This is a genomic window from Actinopolyspora mortivallis, assembly GCF_003001495.1.
GTDB lineage: Bacteria > Actinomycetota > Actinomycetes > Mycobacteriales > Pseudonocardiaceae > Actinopolyspora > Actinopolyspora mortivallis_A.
Genome location: NZ_PVSR01000009.1, coordinates 68,115 through 89,924, shown reverse-complemented (window position 1 = coordinate 89,924; position 21,810 = coordinate 68,115). Strand labels below are relative to the sequence as shown.

At 67.0% G+C, this 21,810-nt stretch carries 21 protein-coding genes and 1 tRNA gene; 10 read left to right on the top strand and 12 right to left on the bottom strand.

The window, feature by feature from the left end; genetic code table 11:
- Position 1 precedes the first annotated feature (1 nt).
- Entirely contained in the window at positions 2–1,315 is a 1,314-nt protein-coding gene (locus tag CEP50_RS08630; RefSeq protein ID WP_106113412.1) for a pyridoxal phosphate-dependent aminotransferase, read from the top strand.
- A gap of 63 nt (positions 1,316–1,378) precedes the next feature.
- On the opposite strand, the gene CEP50_RS08625 is transcribed toward CEP50_RS08630, so the two are convergent.
- The 7 genes from CEP50_RS08625 to CEP50_RS08600 all read right to left on the bottom strand — a co-directional run bounded on the left by CEP50_RS08625 (position 1,379) and on the right by CEP50_RS08600 (position 8,496).
- Positions 1,379–2,224 carry a DUF4253 domain-containing protein gene (locus tag CEP50_RS08625; protein WP_106113411.1) on the bottom strand — a complete coding sequence of 282 codons (846 nt, stop codon included), beginning with the start codon at positions 2,222–2,224 and terminating at the stop codon, positions 1,379–1,381.
- A 219-nt stretch (positions 2,225–2,443) separates the two neighbouring features.
- Positions 2,444–2,638: a DUF1918 domain-containing protein gene (locus tag CEP50_RS08620; RefSeq protein WP_106113410.1), complete on the bottom strand. Its 195-nt coding sequence runs from the start codon at positions 2,636–2,638 to the stop codon at positions 2,444–2,446.
- 290 nt (positions 2,639–2,928) lie between these two features.
- The gene (locus CEP50_RS08615; RefSeq protein WP_258175060.1) at positions 2,929–4,368 is read right to left on the bottom strand and encodes an aldehyde dehydrogenase family protein; all 1,440 of its coding nucleotides are present in this window, start codon (positions 4,366–4,368) and stop codon (positions 2,929–2,931) included.
- A 24-nt stretch (positions 4,369–4,392) separates the two neighbouring features.
- A complete protein-coding gene (locus CEP50_RS19830) occupies positions 4,393–5,106 on the bottom strand; it encodes a hypothetical protein (protein WP_146134766.1) in 714 nt (237 codons plus the stop codon).
- 3 nt (positions 5,107–5,109) lie between these two features.
- Positions 5,110–6,303 carry a pyridoxal-dependent decarboxylase gene (locus CEP50_RS08610; protein WP_181188283.1) on the bottom strand — a complete coding sequence of 398 codons (1,194 nt, stop codon included), beginning with the start codon at positions 6,301–6,303 and terminating at the stop codon, positions 5,110–5,112.
- An 817-nt stretch (positions 6,304–7,120) separates the two neighbouring features.
- Positions 7,121–7,543: a hypothetical protein gene (locus CEP50_RS08605; protein WP_106113407.1), complete on the bottom strand. Its 423-nt coding sequence runs from the start codon at positions 7,541–7,543 to the stop codon at positions 7,121–7,123.
- Positions 7,544–7,665: 122 nt separating this feature from the next.
- Complete coding sequence (locus tag CEP50_RS08600; protein ID WP_106113406.1) at positions 7,666–8,496, bottom strand: metal-dependent hydrolase; 831 nt, start codon at positions 8,494–8,496, stop codon at positions 7,666–7,668.
- 288 nt (positions 8,497–8,784) lie between these two features.
- Between CEP50_RS08600 and CEP50_RS08595 the strand changes: the two genes are divergently transcribed.
- Positions 8,785–10,005, top strand: a complete 1,221-nt coding sequence (locus tag CEP50_RS08595; RefSeq protein WP_106113405.1) for an NADP-dependent isocitrate dehydrogenase — start codon at positions 8,785–8,787, stop codon at positions 10,003–10,005.
- Positions 10,006–10,162: 157 nt separating this feature from the next.
- On the opposite strand, the gene CEP50_RS08590 is transcribed toward CEP50_RS08595, so the two are convergent.
- Complete coding sequence (locus CEP50_RS08590; protein ID WP_106113404.1) at positions 10,163–10,366, bottom strand: DUF397 domain-containing protein; 204 nt, start codon at positions 10,364–10,366, stop codon at positions 10,163–10,165.
- A 9-nt stretch (positions 10,367–10,375) separates the two neighbouring features.
- Positions 10,376–11,215, bottom strand: coding sequence for a helix-turn-helix domain-containing protein (locus tag CEP50_RS08585; protein ID WP_181188282.1), 840 nt, complete (start codon positions 11,213–11,215; stop codon positions 10,376–10,378).
- Positions 11,216–11,537: 322 nt separating this feature from the next.
- Here CEP50_RS08585 and CEP50_RS20545 point away from each other — a divergent pair, with 322 nt between their 5' ends.
- From CEP50_RS20545 to CEP50_RS08565, 4 genes are all read left to right on the top strand, one after another.
- Complete coding sequence (locus CEP50_RS20545) at positions 11,538–11,816, top strand: hypothetical protein (RefSeq protein ID WP_258175058.1); 279 nt, start codon at positions 11,538–11,540, stop codon at positions 11,814–11,816.
- Between the two features lie 103 nt (positions 11,817–11,919).
- Positions 11,920–12,513 carry a TetR/AcrR family transcriptional regulator gene (locus CEP50_RS08575; RefSeq protein ID WP_258175056.1) on the top strand — a complete coding sequence of 198 codons (594 nt, stop codon included), beginning with the start codon at positions 11,920–11,922 and terminating at the stop codon, positions 12,511–12,513.
- Positions 12,514–12,520: 7 nt separating this feature from the next.
- Complete coding sequence (locus CEP50_RS08570; RefSeq protein WP_106113401.1) at positions 12,521–14,710, top strand: MMPL family transporter; 2,190 nt, start codon at positions 12,521–12,523, stop codon at positions 14,708–14,710.
- A 204-nt stretch (positions 14,711–14,914) separates the two neighbouring features.
- The gene (locus CEP50_RS08565; RefSeq protein WP_146134765.1) at positions 14,915–15,823 is read left to right on the top strand and encodes a hypothetical protein; all 909 of its coding nucleotides are present in this window, start codon (positions 14,915–14,917) and stop codon (positions 15,821–15,823) included.
- A gap of 70 nt (positions 15,824–15,893) precedes the next feature.
- On the opposite strand, the gene CEP50_RS08560 is transcribed toward CEP50_RS08565, so the two are convergent.
- The gene (locus CEP50_RS08560) at positions 15,894–16,250 is read right to left on the bottom strand and encodes a VOC family protein (protein ID WP_106113426.1); all 357 of its coding nucleotides are present in this window, start codon (positions 16,248–16,250) and stop codon (positions 15,894–15,896) included.
- 307 nt (positions 16,251–16,557) lie between these two features.
- Between CEP50_RS08560 and CEP50_RS08555 the strand changes: the two genes are divergently transcribed.
- Positions 16,558–17,841 carry a phytase gene (locus tag CEP50_RS08555; RefSeq protein WP_106113399.1) on the top strand — a complete coding sequence of 428 codons (1,284 nt, stop codon included), beginning with the start codon at positions 16,558–16,560 and terminating at the stop codon, positions 17,839–17,841.
- Between the two features lie 63 nt (positions 17,842–17,904).
- Here the strand turns inward: CEP50_RS08555 and CEP50_RS08550 are convergent, their stop codons facing one another.
- The gene (locus tag CEP50_RS08550; protein WP_106113398.1) at positions 17,905–18,339 is read right to left on the bottom strand and encodes an acyl-CoA thioesterase; all 435 of its coding nucleotides are present in this window, start codon (positions 18,337–18,339) and stop codon (positions 17,905–17,907) included.
- Positions 18,340–18,476: 137 nt separating this feature from the next.
- Here CEP50_RS08550 and CEP50_RS08545 point away from each other — a divergent pair.
- A tRNA-Val gene (locus CEP50_RS08545) sits at positions 18,477–18,548 on the top strand.
- A gap of 506 nt (positions 18,549–19,054) precedes the next feature.
- A complete protein-coding gene (locus tag CEP50_RS08540; protein ID WP_106113397.1) occupies positions 19,055–19,834 on the top strand; it encodes a helix-turn-helix transcriptional regulator in 780 nt (259 codons plus the stop codon).
- A gap of 4 nt (positions 19,835–19,838) precedes the next feature.
- Here CEP50_RS08540 and CEP50_RS08535 read toward each other — a convergent pair whose 3' ends face one another.
- Positions 19,839–20,633 carry an alpha/beta fold hydrolase gene (locus tag CEP50_RS08535; RefSeq protein ID WP_106113396.1) on the bottom strand — a complete coding sequence of 265 codons (795 nt, stop codon included), beginning with the start codon at positions 20,631–20,633 and terminating at the stop codon, positions 19,839–19,841.
- 172 nt (positions 20,634–20,805) lie between these two features.
- On the opposite strand from CEP50_RS08535, the gene CEP50_RS08530 reads away from it, so the two are divergent.
- On the top strand, positions 20,806–21,741 hold the full coding sequence (locus CEP50_RS08530; RefSeq protein ID WP_181188281.1) for a 1,4-dihydroxy-2-naphthoyl-CoA synthase: 936 nt from the start codon (positions 20,806–20,808) through the stop codon (positions 21,739–21,741).
- The last annotated feature ends 69 nt before the right edge of the window (positions 21,742–21,810 follow it).

Here is a 21,810-nt window from a genome sequence, read left to right as displayed (position 1 = left end):
CGTGCGGAATCCGTCCGAGGTTTTCGGGGACGACCGGCTGCCCGGTCTGCTGGAGGAGGCCGAACTCGTGCGCCGCTACCGCGACAGCGGCGGGGACACCGACCGGCTGATCTACCTGAGTCTGGGGGAGAACTGGTCCGGGCCCCCGGCGGGGCTCGAGGACGCGCTCCGGGAGGGGGTCCCGCGTTACGCGCACGGCTACGTCCTCTCGCCCTACGGGTTGCCCGCCCTGCGGGAGCGGCTGAGCAACCGCATCGCGGCCGAGCACGACCTCCCCCGACGGCCCGGTGCCCACACCGACTACGACGTGGCGGTCAGCCAGAACGGCACCCGGGACGCCATGTCCGACTTCGGCAGGATGCTGCGGCAGGCCACGGCGGCGGGCGCGTCCCCACCGGCCGTGCTGGTCCCGGAGCCCGGCTGGGACTACGCGGGGGTGTTCGAACCCCTCGGGTTCACGGTGCTGCGGTACCCGGTGTCCGAAAGCGAGGGCTACCGCCCGGACGTCGAGACGATCCGCCGTGTGCTGCACGGGCGGCGGCGGGCGGATCCGCGCGGCACGAGCCTGCTCGTGCTCAACCCCCAGCACAACCCGACCGCGGCGAACTGGGACGCGGACACGGTGCGGGCGATGCTGCGGGCCGTGGAGGAGACCGGCTCGGCCGTGCTGCTCGACGACGCGTACTTCGCCGTGCACGAGCCGGACACCGAGCCGACGAACGCGCTCGGGGAACTGCTCACCGAGGCGGGCCGTACCGAGCGGGGGAGCCGTTTCCCGTGGCTGGCCGTGCGCACCCTGGGCAAGCAGTTCCACTGCAACGGGTGGGGCGTCGGGGCGATGACCGCCCACCCGGAGACGCTGGCGGCCCTGGCGCGGTACCGCCACCAGCACGCCTTCGTCTCGTCCGTGCCGCTCCAGGCGGCCATGGCGGCCTGGCTGGACGATCCCGCCTCGGAGAGGTGTCTCGACCGGATCCGGGAGGAGTACGCGACCAGGCGTGCCCGCGTGGCAGAGCGCCTCGTCGGGGAACTCGGCTACGCCGGGCACCCCGGTTTCCCCGGCTCGTGCACCTCCTACGTGCGGCTGCGGGTGCCCGCCTGGCTGGCCGGAGATCCGGAACCGGCGCGCACCTACCGGCGTCGCTGTCTGGACGAGGCCGGGGTGCTGCTGGGGGAGGGGAGCATGACCTCCGGTTCCTCCGGGGCGGATGGGGTGCTCGGGCACGTCCGGATCTACCTCGGCGTCCCGGCGCGGGAGCTGGACCTGGCGCTCGACCGGATCGGTCGGGCGGGGCTGGGGTGGAACCGCCGGTGAGATCCACGTCCCGCCGGCTTCGAGCTCCCCCGCGTTCGGCGTATCCGGGGCCGGGGACCGTGCTCAGTCCCACCAGAAGGTCCACTGCCTGCGCCCCCGGATCTCCTCGGCGTAGGCCGAGATGCTTCCGGTGTCCTGCATGACCCGGTCGGGGGCGAAGGTCCAGTGCTCGGCGGCGACGGCGGCGGCGTGCTCGCCGCGGATGGGCGGTGCCGCCACGCTGAGGTCCAGCCTGTCGGGGCCCAGCCGCAGCACCCGCACCCCGAAGCGGTCCTCCCAGCTGCGCAGCATCGCCGACAGTCCCGCGCAACGGGAGACGTGGTTCGTCGCCCCGGACCAGCCGAGCACGGTGAGCACGTCGGCCCCGCGCCGTACCGGCACCAGCCCCAGGCGGGTCTGCTCGTCGAGCAGCCGCTGGGTCAGCTGGTTGGCGAGCACGGTCGCGTCGGCCAGCAGGTCCCCCGGCGGGGCCGGGCCGGGACAGGAGTAGCCGAAGGGGGCGAGGCTGTCGGGGTCGTAGGCCGGTCCGAGTTCGGAGTCCACCTGGCACAGACCGGTCCAGATCCGGTCCATGACCTGTTCGGGCCGCCACCTGTCGACGTGCTCGAGCGGTTCCGGGGTGACCACCCCGACGGTGCAGCGCTCGCCGTACGTTTCGGTGTCGTCGACCAGCAGCAGCGGCCACAACCCGGTGGACTCGCTGTCGGCGCGCAGCGTCGCCAGCAGCTGGGCCGAGGGGGGTTCCTTGCTGATCCAGCACAGCGGGCCGGGCTCGTGGTGGCCGTCGATCCTGGTGGACTGTTCGGTGAGCAGTTCACCGGCGGGCAGCTCGACACGGCCCGCGAAGCCGATCCGCAGCATGGCGAACGGGTCCGTCGCCGCCGGGCCCTTCCGGTCTTCCCACGCCACTGCACCGCCTCCTCACCAAGCGGCCACACACGCCGCGAGCGGCGGGTCGGGTCATCGCTTTGGCGATCAGTGTGCCATTCCGGGGTGGGAAAGTCCGCACGTAGGACGGGGCGTACCGGCGGTCTCGTGCCTCGCCACACGCCCGTGAGCGTGAATGTCACTCGGACGGCCGAGGCCGATCACCGCCGAACCGGCCTCGACTCCGGTGTGTTCGAGGGGTCATGCCCCTGCCGGGTGTCCTTCGACCTCGCAGTCGCCTCCCGGGAAGACGAGCCGTTCGTGCCCGTCGTCGAAACGCACCAGGTAGGGCGGCTGCCCGTTCTCCCCACGAACCTCCAGGATCACCCCCGTGCGGTCCGGCTGTTCGACCGTGCGGCTGTGTACGTGCAGGCGTTCTCCCGTCGTGGCCTTCATGAGTCGTCACCTCCAAACGGGCCGTAGCCCCCAGGATAAGTGACCGCGGCCACATCGCGCAGTCGTCGGACCGGGCGAGGACGTCTCTCCTCCGGTCCGCCGACCTCCGCCCGCGTGGTAATGAAAACGCTTCACCTCGAGATGGAGGCAGTTGGTCGTGTCTGGGATGTGAACTTCTCTTCGTGTCGACGATGTCGAGGGGGAAGCCTTGCTTCGAAGTTTTTTCGTAAAAATCATCATTTGCTCTGTTTTCGTCGACAAGCTGGTGGGGATTTCAATACAGTTCGTGTTTAACCCGTTTCGGGAGAGCTGTCGTCCTCGATCATGTGCATGACGTGTTTGACTCTGGTGAATTCGTCTATTCCGTAGAGTGAAAGATCCTTTCCGAATCCCGATTGCTTGAATCCGCCGTGAGGCATCTCGCTGGGGAGGGGCAAGTGTGTGTTGATCCAGACGCAACCGTAATCCAGGTTGGAGGAAACTCGCATAGCGGTGCTGTGGTCGTGAGTGTGCACGGAAGCGGCTAAACCGTAGTCGGCGGAGTTGACCAAGGATACGACATCCTGTTCCGACGTGAATCGTTCCACGGTAGCCACAGGACCGAACAACTCCGTGTGTACGACGGAGTCACTACTGGTGACTCCGGTGACAAGCGTCGGAGGGAAGAAGAGACCGGGGCGGTCGATCCGCTGTCCGCCGACGGCGACCTCGGCGTGTTCGGGAAGTTCTTCGAGAGTTCGGATTATTCTGCCGAGCTGGCCCTTACTGTTGAGAGGCCCATAGGAAGCTGTGTTCTCGTCCTCAGGGCCGGCGTTTACCATGCATGCCACCTGTCGACTCAGTTCCGCAACGAACTCATCGTGCACATCGGAAGCGACAAGAACCCGTGAGGCGGCGGTACAGTCCTGTCCCCCGTTGAAATAGGCGGCCTGTGCTATTCGCCTAGCGGCATGTGGCAGATCCGCATCGGGGAACACGATCGCCGGAGACTTCCCTCCCAAACCGAGATGCAGCCGTTTGACACTTGTCAACGCCGAGTTCGCGATAGCCAGTCCTGATGCCGTGGACGCGGTGGCCGAAACATGTTGGGCAGCTGTGTGACGCGTTATGTCCGCTGTCGCTTCTCTGTCACCACAGAGCACGTTGATTGTTCCCCGGGGAAGAACGTCCGAGACAAGTTCCGCGAGTAAAAGTACGCTCATCGGGGTGTTATGAGAAGGCTTCAGAACAATGGTATTGCCGGCGGCCAACGCCGGAGCAAGTTTCCATACGGCCATGAGGAGCGGGTAGTTGAACGGAACCATCTGGACACACACGCCCAGCGGCTCACGGCGTACGTAAGAAGTGTACTTCGTCATGTACTCACCAGCTGCTGGAGCCAGAGCCGTCCGGATTGTTCCGGAGAAAAAACGAAGTACGTCTACTGCGACATCGACTTCTTCCTCATGGACGAAACCTTGAGGTTTTCCCGTGTTTTCTGATTCGACGGAAGAAATGAGTTCCGCGTTTTCCTCGATTTTGTCTGCTATACTGAGAACAGCGTGTTGGCGCTGTGCCGCAGTATGACCCGACCACCTAGGAAACGCTGCTTTGGCGGCGGCGAAGGCTGCTTCGACATCCTCGGAATCAGATCGTGCGACTTTGGCTAGTTCTTTTTCGGTTCGTGGGTCTATTATTGGCGAGTATTCTCCTTTCGAGGGGGTGCGTCGTTCACCGTCGATGAAGTTCATATAGTGTTCCATTCTTCCCTCTTTCTAGATGATAATACGTCCGTTCCCGTCATGGTGCAGATTTTTCATCTTCCAAGAGTGTTCTCGGGTCGGTTCGAGGACTTGTTCTCCACGATAGAGTACGCGAATACCGTCTCCGTATCTTCCGTATTCCCCTGGAGTGTCCCAGGCTGGTTCTCCGTTATCACGATTCGCTGGAACCACGAGTTCTCCCTCTATGAGTTTGGTCAAGCAGGAAGCCTGACGTAGAATATGGTGTCCGGTGAACCCCTGGTGTGCGAGTGCCAGTATCTTGTAAGCAAGCCACAAACCACCTGCGGTGTCGCCGAGATAGTAAGGTTGATAGGGAGCGTGTTCCATTGTTGACCGAGCCTGTGCGACGGCATCGAAGGATCTTTCATCGAATTCGTCTCGCATGGAAACCCACGGGACTCCCAGACGCCTCGATTCGTTTTCCGGATCTACCTCCCATTTTTTCCATGCTCCGACTCGAAAATTGTCGATGACCATGTCGAATTCGCCCGATGGAACGTTGGTGATGTCATGGGCATGGGCTTGTACTATTTTCTTTCTATGATTGATCCAGGACCATAGTTCTTCCCCTCGGTGCAGGTTCAGAACAGGATCCTCCTTTTCGTTCGGGTTGACCCATTTGGTAACTTCGTATCCTTGTTCTGACAAAATCATTCCCGCATAGGCTGGGAGGATGTATGATCCCAGTTCGAGGACGCGATTCATGTCTTATCCTTCCTGTGTGATTGTGTGTGAAGCACGTTCGATGTCCCTGGCCAACTCTTCAGCCAAATCCGATGTCATATCCGATCGTACGACGATTCTCCCGAAGGAGCGGTTTGTTGATTTTTCGTGTTTGTACACCGGCATGTGCCAGCCTTTGTTTCTGAGCGATTCCGCCAGTTCGGAAGTAGCTTTACTGTTCGATGAACTTTCTGCGAAGGATACGACCGGTAGGTCGGTTCCGTCATTGACCGTCCGAAGTCCTGGAACATCGGAAATTTGCCGCGCCAGATGCTTGGCTATGTCACGTGAGCGCATGTGTGTGGCTCGGTATCCAGAACGCCCTAGAAGGAGAAGATGAAGATATTGCTCTACGACCTGGTTCGAAGAGCGGGAGAAAGACAAAGTCGGTTCCGGTTTTCCGTCTCCGATATAAGGGGCGCCGGATTGCAATTCGTTCATTTTGGACTCAGTGGTGTTCCACAGAAGCCAGCCGATGCTGGGGCTGGTCAGTCCGTACTTGTGACCGGAGGCATTGATCGAGGTTACGTGACTGAGGCGGAAATCCCATGCTGTGCTCGGCTGCAGAAAAGGAGCGACAAATCCGCCGGACGCCGCATCGACGTGTAGTGGGATGTACAGTCCTGTACGTGTGTTTAGATTTTCAAGTTCTCTGTTCATGTCATGAACAGGGTCGTACAGGCCAAATTCTGGAGAACCGAGGGTCGCTACCACACCGATCGTGTTCTCGTCGCATCGATCCGCAATCGATTCCGGTTTGACCACTGGTTTATTGATTCGGGAGGGAACGATACGCGACTGCACGTTCAAAAAATTGCAAAAACGTTGCCAACACAGATGTGCGGTAGGGCCAAGAACGATATTCGGTTTTCCGCTACGGCCATAACCTCCCCAACGGCGAAGCAGGCTGGTCGCGGCGATCGTGGCTGCCTCGCTCGAACCTGTTGTCGAGCATCCTGAAGTATGTTCGGATCCATTCCACAGATTTTTCAGTATAGCGATACACTGTTGTTCGAGATTCGTGGTGCCAGAGTACTCGGCGCGGTTGACCAAGTTGTGCCTTGACCAGTAGGAAGCCAGCGAATCTATTTCGTGATCGACGGTTGAGGAGACGAAAGTGCCGAGGTTTCTGTAGGTGGGTATATCTTCACTGGTGGCCTCGCTGAGGAGCTTATCCACTGATTCCCATGAGCATGGATAATCTGGTATACACATGTTTGTGCTTTCATGCATTTATATGGTTCACCTCTCTTTTTGCGCCTTTGTTCGACCATACTCAGAGCGTCGCTTAACCGGAGTATGTTCCTGTGTCGCCGGAACCTTATACCGCTCTTCTGACACATAGCTGACGTCGTGCTGACGTAGTGCTGACTCTAGGACGGTGTGCCAGCCGCTTCCTCGAAGCGGATAGTGGGGAGGACGAATCCGCTGCGGAACTGCGAGACGGTGAAGGATCGGGACAGGGCGCGGGCTCGTGCGCTCTGACAGCTTCTTCCCGGAATTCCGGTGTGCCGACAGAGTACATGCTCGTTCCTGGCCAGGATCGACTCTAGACGGATGATCGAAACGCTCGTCCTGCGGTTTTGACGGTTATCTGAGGAAGTGGTGTTCCCGGAAAACGGCAGTGTTCGTCCTCCGACGATGAGGATAGCTGAACAATTTCTGTGTCTTGCCGGAAGGAGACTACATCGCACCCTGGGGACATTTCCCGTTTCTGGCAGGAACCGACCTTTTCCGGGCGGAGCGCGCGAGGAAGTCCTGTGGATGTTGGAAACCCGTTACCGGACGGCCCGTCATCGGACGTAACCGTCGTGCACCGCCCACACGACGGCGGGCCACCTGCGTACAGCTGCCCCTCGGATCGTCCGATCCGCCACGGTAATCCGGCCAGAACCTGTTCGGCAAAGCCTTTGTTCGGAGGTGATCCGTACGTGGTTTCTCCGCGGTAACGTCGTGATCACGACACCCCGGAACCACGAGTCCGACAGAACACGGCCTAGCCGCCCGAGCAGATGTCGAGCACACGCTGCGCCTGTTCGAGCTTGCGCTGGCTCCACTCGGCGCTGTTGTCGATGGTCACCTCGCCCGAGGCCACCCGTTCGGCGGAACGCTGCATGTCCAGCAGGGCCTCGCTGAGTGCCTGGTCGCTGGTCTGCTCGGCGAGGTTGCCCAGTTCCTCCGCCTTGTTCCGCGCGGTCTCGGTCGCCTGCTGCGGGTCGGAGAAGTTCAGGGTGAAGCTGACCAGCCCGGTCGCCTTGGCGCAGCTCTGCGCGGTGTCCAGACCCTGTTGGGCCCGGTCTATGCCGTCCTGGGCGTCCTGCACGCCCTGCTGGGCCTCCTGCAGCTCGCCGCACGCCGTCGTGGCCGCGAGCAGAGGCAGAGCCAGGGCCAGCATCACGAATGTGCCACGGATCCGCATGATTCCTCCGTCGTCGGGGCGGGCGCTCGCTCGTCCCGCACGACGCAGCCTACCGGCCGTCCGGACTCCGGGGAGGTGTTCTCGTGGGATCCCGCTCGGACGGGGCAGTGCCGACGACCGGATCAGCCCGGCGTTATCCAGGCCATCACGCTCGGAGGCAGGCCGAGCTCCGTGAGCCAGGGGACGGCCCCCACCCGGTAGAGCACCACCGTGGACAGGCCGAGCGCCACCACGGTCAGACCGGGGCCGACGATCGCCATCTCCACCTTGCCGCCGGTCCTCATCCGCAGGGCCTTCGGCGGGGCCACCGGGTACCAGGTCCGACTGGCCAGCGGCAGCGGCCACAACATGGGGCAGCCCTGTTCGGTGACGGCGTCGCCCACGAAGTGGGCCAGGCACCCGATCATCACCGCCACGCCGAAGGCGGCCGCCTCGTGCGGCTGGTCGCCCGTCCAGGCCCAGCACACGATGGTCAGCACCAGCGAGACGACCGCGATCAACAGCGCGTCGCTGCGGGGCGACCAGTTGTTCATCAGGCCGCGCACCGTGAGTCCGGCGAACACGAACATCAGCACGCCCAGGGCGGTCCCGTTGCTGCTCTGCACGATGGCCGTGGTGATCAACCCGGCCAGCACGGCGAACACCAGGGTGTGGGTGAAGCCCCGGTGGGTGCCCGAGCGGTCGCTGTCGTGCGAGGTCCTGGTGAGCCGGTAGAGGAACCCGCTCAGTCCGCTCATGGCCTCCGACACGCCGCGCGACATCCCGCCGAAGGTGCGCGCCACCGTGGACTTCGGGTGGTCGATGTCCGGCAGCAGGGCGGCCCCCGTGGCCAGGGTGGCGCCCACCACCCAGGTCTTGGGGGAGAGTTGGCTGAGGGTGTGTGTGCCTGCCAGCGCGGTTACCGCGGCCCAGGCCGCGAGTCCGCTCATCGCGTGGGTGGGTCCGGTCGCCACGGGAGTCCTCCAAGATCACGGTCCGTGTCGAGCCTAGCCTCCCGGCCCCCGGAGGTGGGGACCCCGCGCCGGGAAGGGGTCCGACCGGGCGATCCCGAGCGCGGAGGTGTGGTGTTGCTCACCCCGGGTGTGGTTTTCGTGGGGGTTGTCGGCTGTTGTGCTGGGTCGCCTCTCGGGGCGGGAAGCGAGGGCCCCGACCCGTGTCGACGGGTGGGGCTCACAGCCGACCGGTTTAGCAGTACGCTTGTACCGTTTGCGTTTCTCGTGTGAGAGGAGCACCCCGCCACCATGAGCAAGATCAAGGTACAGGGAACCGTCGCCGAACTCGACGGCGACGAGATGACCCGCATCATCTGGTCCTTCATCAAGGACAAGCTGATCCACCCCTACCTGGACATCAACCTCGACTACTACGACCTGGGCATCGAGAACAGGGACGCCACCGACGACCAGGTGACCGTCGACGCGGCCCACGCGATCTCCAAGCACGGTGTCGGGGTCAAGTGCGCCACCATCACCCCGGACGAGGCCCGCGTGGACGAGTTCGGGCTGAAGAAGATGTGGCGCAGCCCCAACGGCACGATCCGCAACATCCTCGGCGGCGTGATCTTCCGCGAGCCGATCGTCATCTCCAACATCCCGCGGTACGTGCCCACCTGGACCAAACCGATCGTCATCGGCAGGCACGCCCACGCCGACCAGTACAAGGCCACCGACTTCAAGGTCCCCGGGCCGGGCACCGTCACCATCACCTACACCCCCGAGGACGGCTCCGAGCCGATGGAGCTGGAGGTCGCGAACTTCCCCGAGGGCGGCGGCGTGGCCATGGGCATGTACAACTACCGGCGCTCCATCGAGGAGTTCGCGCGGGCCTCCTTCCGCTACGGACTCGAGCGGGGCTACCCGGTGTACATGTCCACCAAGAACACGATCCTCAAGGCCTACGACGGTCTGTTCAAGGACGTGTTCCAGGAGATCTACGACAACGAGTTCAAGGCCGAGTTCGAGGCCAACGGCCTGGAGTACGAGCACCGGCTGATCGACGACATGGTCGCCACCGCCCTGAAGTGGGAGGGCGGCTACGTCTGGGCCTGCAAGAACTACGACGGCGACGTCCAGTCCGACACCGTCGCCCAGGGCTTCGGCTCCCTCGGGCTGATGACCTCGGTGCTGATGACCGAGAACGGCACCGTCGAGGCCGAGGCCGCCCACGGCACGGTCACCAGGCACTACCGCAGGCACCAGCAGGGTCAGGAGACCTCCACCAACCCGATCGCCTCGATCTTCGCCTGGACCCGCGGGTTGCAGCAGCGCGGCAGGCTGGACTCCACCCCCGAGGTCGTGGAGTTCGCCAAGGCGCTGGAGCAGGTGGTCATCGAGACCGTCGAGAGCGGCAGGATGACCAAGGACCTGGCGCTGCTGGTCGGCGGTGACCAGGGCTACCAGAACACCCAGGAGTTCCTGAACACGCTGGACGAGAACCTGCAGAAGAAGATGGCCCAGCGCTGACGGAGGACACTCCGTCCCGGCTGCCGGGGCACTCGCTCGGCCGGCGGAGTGCTCCGCGGCCGGGCTGCCGGAAGGCAGGGGGCGCCGTCCCGGTGCGGGGCGGCGCCCGCCGTGTGTCGTGGCTCCGTTTCTCGGTGGAACCGGCCGCGGGGGGCGGTCAGCCGAGTGCGCCGCTTTTGACGCCGAGCAGGAAGTCCTTCCACCGGGCGTGGCTGAAGTGGTGGGCGGGCCCGGTGCGGTCCTTGGAGTCCCGCAGCCACCAGCCGGAGCCGTCCCGCGCCACCTCCACGCAGTTCTCGGCACCACCGCTGAAACTGGAGGTGCGCCAGGTCAGCTCCTGGTGCTCGTTCGCTTCGGGCATGTCGTTCTCCTAGCTCAGTTCCCCGATGCGCCGGTCGAGGGCCTCGATCGTCCTCTGCGGACTCAGGGCGGCCGCGCGGAGGTTGTCGTAGGCGAGGTTGTAGACCCGGACGTGTTCGCGGCCGAGGTAGTCGCTTCCGGTCAGTCCTTCGGTGTAGACGATACTCGGCTTGCCCTCCAGCAGGGTGATGATCGTGAACGACGTCCCGTGGCACGCGTGCGCCCCGCCGTCGAAGGGCAGCACCTGCACGGTGCTGTTCGGGGCCTCGGCCAGGGTCCTGATCCGTTCGAGTTGGGCGCGCAGCACGGTTCTGCCGCCGATCTCGCGGTGCAGCGCCTCCTCGCCGACCACCAGCCAGAGCCGTGTCCGCTCGTTCTTCAGCAGCGAGTCCGCCCGTCTGGCGCGTTCCTCCGCCATGCGCTCGACGTCGGCCGGAGCGACTATGACGGCACTGTCCAGCATCGCCTGGGCGTAGTCGAAGGTCTGCACGGTTCCGGGGAACGAGTCCGGGAAGAAGAGCTTGATCTCGGTCGCGGCGGCGATCAGGTTGACGTACTTGGTCGCCCACTCCGGCACGCGCGCCGGTGGCAGTTTGCGTCTGGCCTCGGCGGCGAGTTTCCGGAGCACCTCCGCGCGTTCCGCGTCGATGCCGAAGACGTCGACCGCCTTGGCCAGTTCCCTGTCGGTGAGGCTCTTGTCGCCCTGTTCGACCTTCGAGAGCTTGCCCGCGTACCAGCCGAGCCTCCTGGTCGCATCGGATGTGGACAGTCCCTGGTGTTCGCGGGCCTCCCGTAGTTCGGCTCCCAGCAGGATCCGCTGAACCACCGGGCCCGGATCTTCCTCGGTCACGGCAGCAGTCTGTCGCATCGCTCGTCTTCGCTCCCACTGTCCCTCGTGCGGAGTAATTCCACGTTTCAGGACTTTTCCGCCGGAATTTCCGGTGTAACTTGTTCGGCAGTGGATTACGTGTTTGGTGTCACAGTATCCGACGGCGATGGGAGGAGATCATGACGGCAGTGCGGAGCGGGGGTTTCGAGTCCCGTGCGGAGGGAGCGGCGGGACGCTCCGGGGAAGAGGAACCGGATCGGAGGCTCGGGCATCCGTTGGAGGTGCTGGTGCCCGACCCGGCGGGACTGGAGCCCTTGGGGACGAGCCGCGTTTCGCCGAGCTGTTGTGCGAGCTCGTCAGCGAGAACGCCCCTCGGGTGTTCGCGGTGGTTCAGGAGTACGGCCTGCGGGTGGACGCCCGCATCGCCGCGTGGGGGATCGCCTTCGAGGACCGTGCCGAGGTCGTGGCCGTGGAGGAGAACCTCCGCATGAGGGTGTCGAGTCCGGAGGCGGCCGTGCGGTTCTTCCACCTCGGCACTCGGGTCCGCGCCCGTCTGGTGTGGCCGGAAACCGTGGGGAACCGAACCGTTCCCGACCGCGGCGAGGGCACTGTCCCCGCGTGAGCAGCGCCCCGGCCCTTCTCACCCGAAGGTGGGAGGAGACTCACAAACCTTTCCGGTCGTTTTCCCGACCGAACCGGTCGGTAACTTCGGTAGCGTCGGTGGCGTGACACGACCCTTCCGGGAACAGGTGGACGAGCAGATCCTCGACCGCGCCGCCGAGTTGTTCGCCCAGCACGGATTCGCCCAGACCTCGCTGAAGGCGCTGGCCGAGGCGGTCGGCCTGTCCAAGGCGGGGCTGCTGCACCACTACCCGAGCAAGGAGGCCATCCACGGGGCCGCGCTGGAGATGGGCAGCGTCCACGCCCGGCGCGTGCGCGACGACGTCGCCGCGATGCCACCCGGTCCGAGCCGGGACCTGCGGGTGCTGGAACTGCTGACCGACGTGGCCCTGGACCGGCCCGGGCTGGTGGCGTTGGCGTTCCGCCCGATCACGGCGCCCAGTGAGCACCCGGCGATGCTCGACGACGAGGAGATGCTCCTCCACGAGATGTTCGTGCTCGACCCGGACGACCACGACTCGGAACGTCTCGTGCGGATCATCGGAGCACTGAGCGCGTTGGCCGTGCTCACCCTGACCGCCAACCGCGAAGGCGACAAGACCACGTGGCGCCCCAGGATCATCGCCACCTGTTTCGACGCACTCGGCCACTCCCGCGCCGACGTGCCCCCGTCCGGTTCCCGACAGCTGGAGGACTGACTGCTACATGGCACGCCTGTTATACCGACTGGGCCTCGGTGCCCAGCGGCACCGGTTGCTCGTCGTGGTGATCTGGTTGCTGGCGCTCGCGGGCGGTGGCGTGGGCGCGGCCACACTGTCCGGCCCCACCTCGGACAGCTTCTCCATCCCCGGGCAGGAGTCCACCATCGCCCAGGACAAACTCCAGGAGGAGTTCGACACCGGAGGTGGAGCGACGGCCCGGGTGGTGATGCGCGCCCCGGACGGGCAGCAGCTGACCGCCCCCGCCAACGCCGCCGAGGTGAAGAGCCTCGTCGCCGACCTCTCCGAACAGCCCGGGGTGGTCTCGGCCAGCGACCCGCTGGACCCGAACGCCCCGACGGTCAGCCCCGACCGGACCACCGCCTACAGCACGGTCACCTACGAGGGCGGCATCGGTGAGGTCACCGAGGAACAGCGCGAAGCGATACTGAACACCGTCGAACAGGCCGACGAGGGCCCGTTCACCGTCGAGGTCAGCGGTCAGGCCGTCACCGCGACCCCCTCCGTCGGAGGCCCGGGCGAGGCGATCGGCGTCATCGCCGCGCTGGTGGTGCTGAGCCTGACCTACGGCTCGCTGGTCGCCGCCGGGATGAACCTGGTCACCGCCGGTGTCGGTGTTGGCATCGGCACGCTGGGCATCAGCATCGCCACCGGTTTCCTGGAGCTGCAGTCCACCACCTCGATCCTGGCCACGATGCTGGGGCTGGCGGTCGGTATCGACTACGCCCTGTTCATCATCAACCGGCACCGCCAGCAACTGCGCCAGGGCACCGACGTCGAGACCTCCGTGGCCACCGCCGTGGGCACGGCAGGCTCGGCGGTGGTGACGGCCGGGATCACCGTGTTCATCGCTCTGGTCGGGCTGTCGGTGGTCGGCATCCCCTTCCTCACGCAGATGGGTCTCGCGGCGGCGGCGACCATCGTGGTGGCCGTGCTCGTGGCCATCACCCTGGTTCCCGCCGTGCTCAGCTACCTGGGACGGCTGGTGCTGCCCCGCAGGCAGCGCACCGCGCCCGCCGAAACCGGCACCTCCTCCGAACGGGGCGTCTACGCGGGCTGGGTCGGCGCGGTCACCCGCGGTCGGATCCCGGCGCTGCTGATCTCGCTGGTCGCGCTCGGCGTGGTGGCCGTGCCGGCCGCGTCCATGAACACCACCCTGGTGCAGACCCCCTCCGAGGGCACCACGCAGGCGCGGGCGCAGCAGATGCTGGCCGACAGCTTCGGCGAGGGCGTCAACGGCCCACTGGTGGCCTACTTCGAGGGTGACGGCGCCCCGCAGACCGCGCAGCGGGCCAGCGCGGAGATCGCCCAGCTCGACGACGTCGCCACCGTCACCCCGCCCACGCCCAACGCCACGGGCGACGCGGCGATGGTCACCGTCATGCCGGAGTCCGGTCCGGCCAGCACGGAGACCGAGCAGCTGGTCGGCGACCTGCGCGACCGGCTGGCCGACATCGACGGGGCCGAGAGCTACGTGACCGGCACCACCGCGGTCAGCGTCGACGTCGCCCACTCGCTGGACCAGGCCCTGCCGATCTACCTCGTGCTGGTCGTGGGGCTGGCGCTGATCCTGCTGGTGCTGGTGTTCCGTTCGATCCTGGTGCCGCTGGTCGGCGTGCTCGGCTTCCTGCTGACGCTGGGGGCCGCGCTCGGCGCGACCGTGGCGGTGTTCCAGTGGGGCTGGCTGAGCGAGTTGGTCAACCTCGACGACACCGGTCCGCTGATCAGCCTCACCCCGATCCTGATGATCGGCATCCTGTTCGGCCTGGCGATGGACTACCAGATCTTCCTGGTGTCGCGGATGCACGAGGCCTACCACAGGGGGGACGCGCCCCGCGCGGCGATCGTGACCGGATTCCGGCAGGCGGCACCGGTCGTGGTCGCGGCGGCGCTGATCATGTTCTCGGTGTTCGCCGGGTTCGTTCCGGCGGGCAACGCCACCATCAAGTCCATCGCCTTCGCGCTGGCGGTCGGCATCCTGGTGGACGCCTTCGTGGTCCGCATGGTCCTCATGCCGGCGGCGCTGGCGCTGCTCGGCAGGGCCGCCTGGTGGCTGCCCGGCTGGCTGCGGTGGTTGCCCGCCCTCGACGTGGAGGGCACCGCGATCGCCGAGGGCGAGGCGGACGACGGCGAGAGCGGCTCCGGCCAGCGGCAGCACGCCGGGGTCGGCTCGTGAGCCGATGAGCGGTCCGTGAACGGGGTGGCCCGGTGCCGGAGGAGACTTCGGCACCGGGCCACCGTGTGTCCGGAGGGGACGGAGGCGAACCTCGCCGCACCCGCTCCAGCGCCCGCGTGGCCGATTTTGCCCATAACCGGCACGGGGCATGATGAGTATTTCCGCTCTGTCCGGTTCGCTCCGTGCTCTGGTCCTGTGGCGGGCATGAGCGATGACGATGTGACCGACGAGTCCGAGAGACCCGGACACGCCCCACCGGGGCCGGTGGTCACCACCGCGTTGCTGGGGGCCGATCTCGTGATGCTCGTCCGCGCGCTGCACCTGCTCTGGCAGCGGGACACGCTGTCCGAGACGTTGGCGATGTCGCAGCCCGGCTTCGGCGAGCTGCTCGTGCGCGGACTCCTCTACTGTTTCCTCGCCGTGGTGGCGGTGGGGCACGTGTGGTTCACGGCCCGGGTGCTGGAGCGGTGCGGGTTCGCCCGGCCGATGCCGGGTGCGTTGGTGAGTCTCTGCGCGTCCACGGCGCTCGTGTTCTCGGGCAGGGCGCTGCTGCGGTTCCTGGCGGATTCGACCGCGGGCTGGTTGACGCAGCTGCTGCTGTTTCCCCTGCTGGCCGCGTTCGGGCACGCCCTGGTGGCGCGTCTCGTGCTCCGCCGCCACGGTTCCGCGGACACGTCCCGACCGAGTCCCAGGACGGCGGTCTTCGGTGCCGAGGTGCTGGCGAGCAACGTCGTGCTGGTCACCTGGTCGGTGTGGATGTACTACTGGCTCACCCGGCTCGGAATCGGCATGTCCCCCGCCCAGGAACCCGCGAGTCTCATCGTGGCCGTGCACTGCGTACTCGCAGCCCTGCTGGTGGTGCAGGTGTGGTTCCTGGCCCGCATGGTGCGAGTGTTCAGTCCCACCGGCACCGGGGCTGTGCTGTTGGCGGGATTCGCCGTCGTGCTCGTGCTGGTCACGCTCTTCGGCACGGTGAGCCCGTGGGGACCGTGGCGGATCCCTCTCGGCTACGAGGCCCTGATCCCGCTGCTCGCGCTGCTGGCTGCGGCGAGTTCCGGGGCGGTGGTCCGGTTGGCCCACTCGGGGGGAACGGCGGCGGAAACGCCCACCTGACATGGGGTTGGTGCCGCCTTCGCTCCTCCCCACGGCGACGGGCGGGAGCCCGGTGGGGTCCGGTTCCCGCTCACGGCGCGAACACGCAGAACCGGTTGCCCTCGGGATCGGCGAGGACGTCCCACTCGATCTCGGAGTCGGCCGCGCGGACCAGGGTGGCGCCGAGGTCGAGCAGTTCCGCGCGGTCTCCGATCACGTCGAGGTGCATCCCGCTCGTGGTGCCACCGGCGCGATCGGGGACGGGATTGACCCAGATCGCTGGTCCGGAGCCCTCCGGGTCCACGATCGGAACCGGCCAGTGTTCCGGGCGGTCGGTCACCCCGTGCAGATCGTCCTTGCGCCGGTAGCCGAGAACGGTGCACCACCAGTCGGCGAGTCCCTGGTGGTCCACCGCGTCCAGTGCGATCGCCTTGAACTTCGCTGCCATGCGCGACATTCGACCATCCGACACCGACACCGACTCCGCGACGCCGCGAGGGACCCCGTGTGAGGCTCAGCCGAGGCGCCCCCACGGAGGTGGTGCGGGGAACCCCTCCACAGTTCCCCGGTGAAGTGGTGGACGAGGCCGTCCGGGGCCCGATAACCGGGCGGCTTCCGCTCCTTCCCCGTTCAACAGCCGTACACGCGAAGATCACGTTCCTGATCGTGCAAGGACACGAAAGCCCCGCATCCTGGCACGTCGAACCCACGACCCCAGGAGGAGTTCTCGCGTGAGTGAGCATCGAGTCTCTCGGATGACCTCGGCCGTGCTGGCCACGGCCCTCGGCGCTTTCTGCGCCGCCGTGCCCGCCCAGGCGGACGAGGATCCGCGTGCCGCGTTACCCGCCGTGACCCCCGAGGCGGAGACCCCCGCCGTCTTCGACGACGAGGAGGGCGGCAACGCCGACGCGGACGACCCCGCCATCTGGCGCGACCCGGCCGACCCCGAGCGGAGCCTGGTCGTGGCCACGGCGAAGGAGGGCGGGCTGCGGGTCTACGACCTCGAAGCACGTCAGGTCCAGTCGATTCCCGCGCCCCCACCGCCGGGACCGGGCGACGCCCCGGGGCGTTTCAACAACGTCGACATCGTCGAGGACGTGCGGCTCGGGGAGGAGGTGGCGGACCTCGCCGTGGTCAGCGACCGCGGCCGCGACCGGCTCCGGGTCTACCGCATCGACCCCCGCGCTCCGGAGGGCCCGCTCGTCGACGTCACGGCCACCGGCGTGCCCGCGATCTTCACGGACAGCCAGCAGGAGATCAACGAGGAGATGACCGCCTACGGGCTGACCACCTGGACCGACCGGCGAACCGACCGGTCCTACGCCCTGGTCAGCCGCAGCGGGCGCACACGGATCACGTTGCTCGAACTGACGAGCACCCCCGAGGGCACGGTCGACTACCGCGAGGTCCGCAGTCTGCGGCTGCCGTCGACCTTCCGCCTGCCGGACGGGTCCTTCTGGAGCCCGTGTGCCGACCCGGGGGAGTTGCCGCAGGTCGAGGGCATGGTCGTCGACCCGGCGAACGGGATGCTGTACGCGGCCCAGGAGACCGTCGGGGTGTGGCGCGTGCGCGCCGACCTCACCAGCGGGCCGAAGCTGGTCGACAGGGTGCGCGAGTTCGGGGTCCCGGCCACCTACGACGCGGAGACCGACGAGTGCGTGCCGGGGGAGGACCCCGGGTTCGGTGGACGGCACCTCGCCGCCGACGTCGAGGGGCTGACGCTGCTGACCGAGTCCGACGGCGACGGCTACGTGCTGGCCTCCAGCCAGGGGGACAGCACCTTCGTGCTCTACGACCGCGAACTGGAGGACCGCAACGAGCACGAGGGAGGGTTCCGGGTCACCGCGGCCTCCCCCACCCTGGACGGCACGCAGGAGACCGACGGGGTGGCGGTGCTCAACGCCGCGCTCGGTGACTCCTACCCGGACGGCCTGCTGGTGGTCCACGACGGCGACGAGACGCCGTCCGAGCCCGCGCGGGAGGCCACCAACCTCAAGTTCGTGGACCTCGGCGAGCTCATGGACGAGCTCGACGACTGAACCTCGCGGGTGGGGTCGTGCTCGGCCACGGCCCCGCCGTTTCGTCCGAGGTGGTCGGAGCGGCTACAGTTCCCCCACCGCCGCGCGGATCTCCTTGGGAACCGGGACCGTGGTCCGGCTGAGGCGGTCCACGTAGACGTGCACGAACCTGCCCAGCGAGGCGGGGTGTTCGCCGCCGTTGCCGAACACGGCCAGGCCGTAGGTGACACTGGAGTTGCCCAGCCTGCGCAGTCCGATCCCGACCTCGACCCTGTCGGGAAAGCTGAGCTCGGCCAGGTAGCGGCAGCCGGTCTCGGCCACCACACCGATCGCGGGCAGCTCGCGGATGTCGGTACCGGTGGCCCGCATCAGCCACCCGTTCACGGCGGTGTCGAACCACGAGTAGTGCACCACGTTGTTCACGTGGCCGTAGGCGTCGTTGTCGGACCACCGCGTGGTGATCGGCCACAGCACGGTGAACTCGGAACGCTGCGGCGGCGGGTCGGGAAACTCGGACACGGCGGGCAGCCTAAGGGATCCGCGGCCCGCGCGGAACGGCTCTCACGTGGCGGTACCCGACTCCGCCCGGGCGGCCCCCGTGTCACGGGTCGCTCGCGCGGTCGGTAGGATGGTGCACGTCCGGTCGGGCCGGATCGGCGCGATTAGCTCAGCGGGAGAGCGCTACCTTGACACGGTAGAGGTCGCTGGTTCGATCCCAGCATCGCGCACCGAATCACTCGCCAGGATGGACGTCTGGCTGAGCACGTCCGGAAACAGCGCCGGAGGAACCCCGTGCGGCCGGGGAGCTTCCGCCCCCCGGCCGCCGGTCTCGACGACGTGGTGTCGAGACCTTTCCCCCAGGGGCAGGTCCGCACGCAGCCCCACGACCCTGTGGATCTCTCCGCCCCGGTGCGGTTCGACTGTTCCGCGAGGCGGCTCGTCGCGGGAGGCCGGAGATCCCCGCGGTGTCGTGTTCGGCTGTCACGTCGGATTCTGGGTGTCGACGGCCCCGGCGGGCAACTGTGACCACCGGGGATATCCCCACCGGGGGTATCCCTGTCAGGAACACCGCCCACGGTGGGTGTTCGTTCCGGCGGGTGGACGCGGATCCGGATTTCGCGGAGCTCGGAGGGCGTGCTGCGGGTCCGACAGCGCGGTGTTCGGCCTCCACCGAGGACACTGCCGGTAGTCAACCTGCCACCGTGCACGGGGTGTTTCGACATAGAATCGTGACGTGCTCATCGAACCGCCGAGTTTCGGCAGCTACTTACGCCACCTGCGGTCCGGTGCTCCGCCGGCCGCGTTCGCACCCGACCCGGCCTATCGGACACCGCGTCCGGCGATGAACCGGGCGGAGCTGGCGACGGCGGCGCGCACCAGCGTGGGCTATGTCCAGAAACTGGAACAGGGGCACGCGGACAACCCCTCACCCGCCGTGGTGGACCGGCTGGCCGACGCGCTCGGAAGCACCTCGGTGGAGCGGCAGCACCTCCACGACCTGGCCAGCCCCCAGCGGAACGAGCACGGGGAGCAGGTCTCCCGCCAGGAGGTGACCCCGGTGCAGCGGGAGGCCGCCGACGGGCTGCACCCGAGTCTGGCCGCCTACGTCGACGAAGCCTGGAACGTGCTGTACTCCAACGCCGAGTACCGGCGGATGTTTCGGCGTATCACCGAGGTCGGCAACGTGCTGACCTGGTTCTTCTACGTTCCGGAGTCCAAGGCCGTCATGGTCGAGTGGGAGTACGAGGCGCGGCTGACGGTGGCCTGGCTGCGTGCTCTCATGGCGCGTCGGCCCGGCAACCCCCTGTTCGTCGAGATCCTGGAGACGCTCTCGCGCTCGGCGGAGTTCGTGCGGATGTGGGAGTTGCAGGAGGTGATCCTGGGGCGTCACAAGCCGCACTTCCTGGTTCACGACCTCGACCGCGGCCGGGAGGTCGAGTTGCTGGCCCAGGTCTACCCGACCCCGGACCCGAGCCAGCACATGCAGCTCTACCTGGGAATCCCGGCCCGATAGGGCCTCACCGGTGCTCCAGTGAGTCCAAGAAGGACGCCAGGGGAGCGGTGGTCTCCTCCGGGTGCGTCAGTGTCGGCGCGTGGGCGGCGCCCTCCACCTCGTGCAGCGGGCTCGTGTGCGGAATGGTCGTGTGCAGGAACTCCATGCGGTCCCGGGGGACGGACACGTCCTTCGAACCGCGCAGCAGCAGGGTGGGGCAGGTGATCTCGCCGAGGCGGTGGGTGATGTCGTCGCGTTCGAGCAGGCACCGTGCGGGAAGCCCGAGGGGCAGCGGCCGGGTTTTCCAGAGCCGTCTCCACTGCTCGGCCTGCGGGTGCTCTCCGATGATCTGGTGGGAGAGCGGAACGAGAAGTTCGTCCACGGGGCCCCGCTCGGTCAGTTCGTCGAGCATGGTGGTGTAGTTCCGGCGGTCCTCCTCGGAGAGCGCGTGCGCCTCGGTGGCCAGCAACAGGAGACCGGTGACCCGCTGTGGGGCGAGCAGCGCCGTGCGCAGCGCGGTGAACCCGCCCTGCGACAGCCCTCCGACGACCGCGTTCCGGATACCCAGCCGGTCCATCAGGCCGAGCACGTCGCGCGCGGTGTCCCAGTAGGTGAACGGTGCGTCACCGGTGGTGCTGTCGCCGTGCCCGCGGGCGTCCCAGGTCACCACCCGGTATCCACGGGAGGAGAGGGCCTCGGCCTGGGCGGCGAACATGGTGTGGTCCAGGAAGAAGCCGTGTCCCAGCAGCACGGCGGGACGGTGCTCGCCGCCGGTGTCGGCGAAGTACATCTCGTGCCCGTTGACAGTGGACAGTGGCATTCGTGTTCCTTCCCCGCGGTGCCTCCGCTCCGGTCAGCGTCCCGGAACGACCCGGTTTTTGCGATACTACTCAGTTTCACCGGTGGCTCGGCAGACCCCCGGATCCCGGCGGTGAGCACGCGCAATCGGATCGTGACCAGAGGCCCCACGACGGGTGGGGTGGCTTATCGTCGTGGTCGTGACGACACACAAGCAGCCTGTCTCCGACCTGTTCGACCCGGACGTGTGGCAGTCCGTGGCGGGTTTCGACTTCACCGACATCACCTACCACCGTTGCGTCGAGGACGGACCCGGGCGGGGGACCGTACGCATCGCGTTCAACCGCCCCGAGTCACGCAACGCCTTCCGCCCGCACACCGTCGACGAGCTCTACCGCGCGCTGGACCACGCCCGCATGACCAGTGACGTCGGCTGTGTGCTGCTCACCGGCAACGGCCCGTCCCCCAAGGACGGGGGGTGGGCCTTCTGCTCCGGGGGCGACCAGCGGATCCGAGGCCGTTCCGGCTACCAGTACGCCGAGGGCGAGACCGCCGAGACCGTCGATCCCGCCCGGGCGGGCCGACTGCACATCCTCGAAGTGCAGCGCATGATCCGGTTCATGCCCAAGGTCGTCATCGCGGTGGTCCCCGGCTGGGCCGCCGGAGGGGGACACAGCCTGCACGTGGTCTGCGACCTCACGCTCGCCAGCGCGGAGCACGCGCGGTTCAAGCAGACCGACGCCGACGTCGGCAGCTTCGACGCTGGGTACGGTTCGGCCTACCTGGCCAGGCAGATCGGGCAGAAGTTCGCCCGCGAGATCTTCTTCCTCGGCCGCCCCTACGGCGCCGAGGACGCCCACCGGATGGGCATGGTCAACGAGGTGGTGCCCCACGGCGAGCTGGAGAGCACGGCGTTGCAGTGGTCGCGGGAGATCAACGGCAAGTCCCCGACCGCCCAGCGCATGCTCAAGTACGCCTTCAACGCCGTCGACGACGGGCTGGTCGGCCAGCAGCTCTTCGCGGGGGAGACGACCCGCCTGGCGTACATGACCGACGAGGCGGTCGAGGGCCGCGACGCGTTCCTGCAGAAGCGGACCCCGGACTGGTCGGCCTTCCCCTGGTACTACTGAAGCCGAACCGCTCCGGAGTACCAGAGGAGTAAGGACGGCGGCGCCGGGGCGCGCACCCGCGCCGCCCCG

Coding starts and splice junctions, on each gene's coding strand:
- CEP50_RS19830 (WP_146134766.1), bottom strand. CDS start 5,106: ATGAATCGCGTCCTCGAACTGGGATCATACATCCTCCCAGCCTATGCG.
- CEP50_RS08615 (WP_258175060.1), bottom strand. CDS start 4,368: ATGAACTTCATCGACGGTGAACGACGCACCCCCTCGAAAGGAGAATAC.
- CEP50_RS08605 (WP_106113407.1), bottom strand. CDS start 7,543: ATGCGGATCCGTGGCACATTCGTGATGCTGGCCCTGGCTCTGCCTCTG.
- CEP50_RS08555 (WP_106113399.1), top strand. CDS start 16,558: ATGACCTCGGCCGTGCTGGCCACGGCCCTCGGCGCTTTCTGCGCCGCC.
- CEP50_RS08565 (WP_146134765.1), top strand. CDS start 14,915: ATGAGCGATGACGATGTGACCGACGAGTCCGAGAGACCCGGACACGCC.
- CEP50_RS08595 (WP_106113405.1), top strand. CDS start 8,785: ATGAGCAAGATCAAGGTACAGGGAACCGTCGCCGAACTCGACGGCGAC.
- CEP50_RS08590 (WP_106113404.1), bottom strand. CDS start 10,366: ATGCCCGAAGCGAACGAGCACCAGGAGCTGACCTGGCGCACCTCCAGT.
- CEP50_RS08620 (WP_106113410.1), bottom strand. CDS start 2,638: ATGAAGGCCACGACGGGAGAACGCCTGCACGTACACAGCCGCACGGTC.
- CEP50_RS08535 (WP_106113396.1), bottom strand. CDS start 20,633: ATGCCACTGTCCACTGTCAACGGGCACGAGATGTACTTCGCCGACACC.
- CEP50_RS08560 (WP_106113426.1), bottom strand. CDS start 16,250: ATGGCAGCGAAGTTCAAGGCGATCGCACTGGACGCGGTGGACCACCAG.
- CEP50_RS08570 (WP_106113401.1), top strand. CDS start 12,521: ATGGCACGCCTGTTATACCGACTGGGCCTCGGTGCCCAGCGGCACCGG.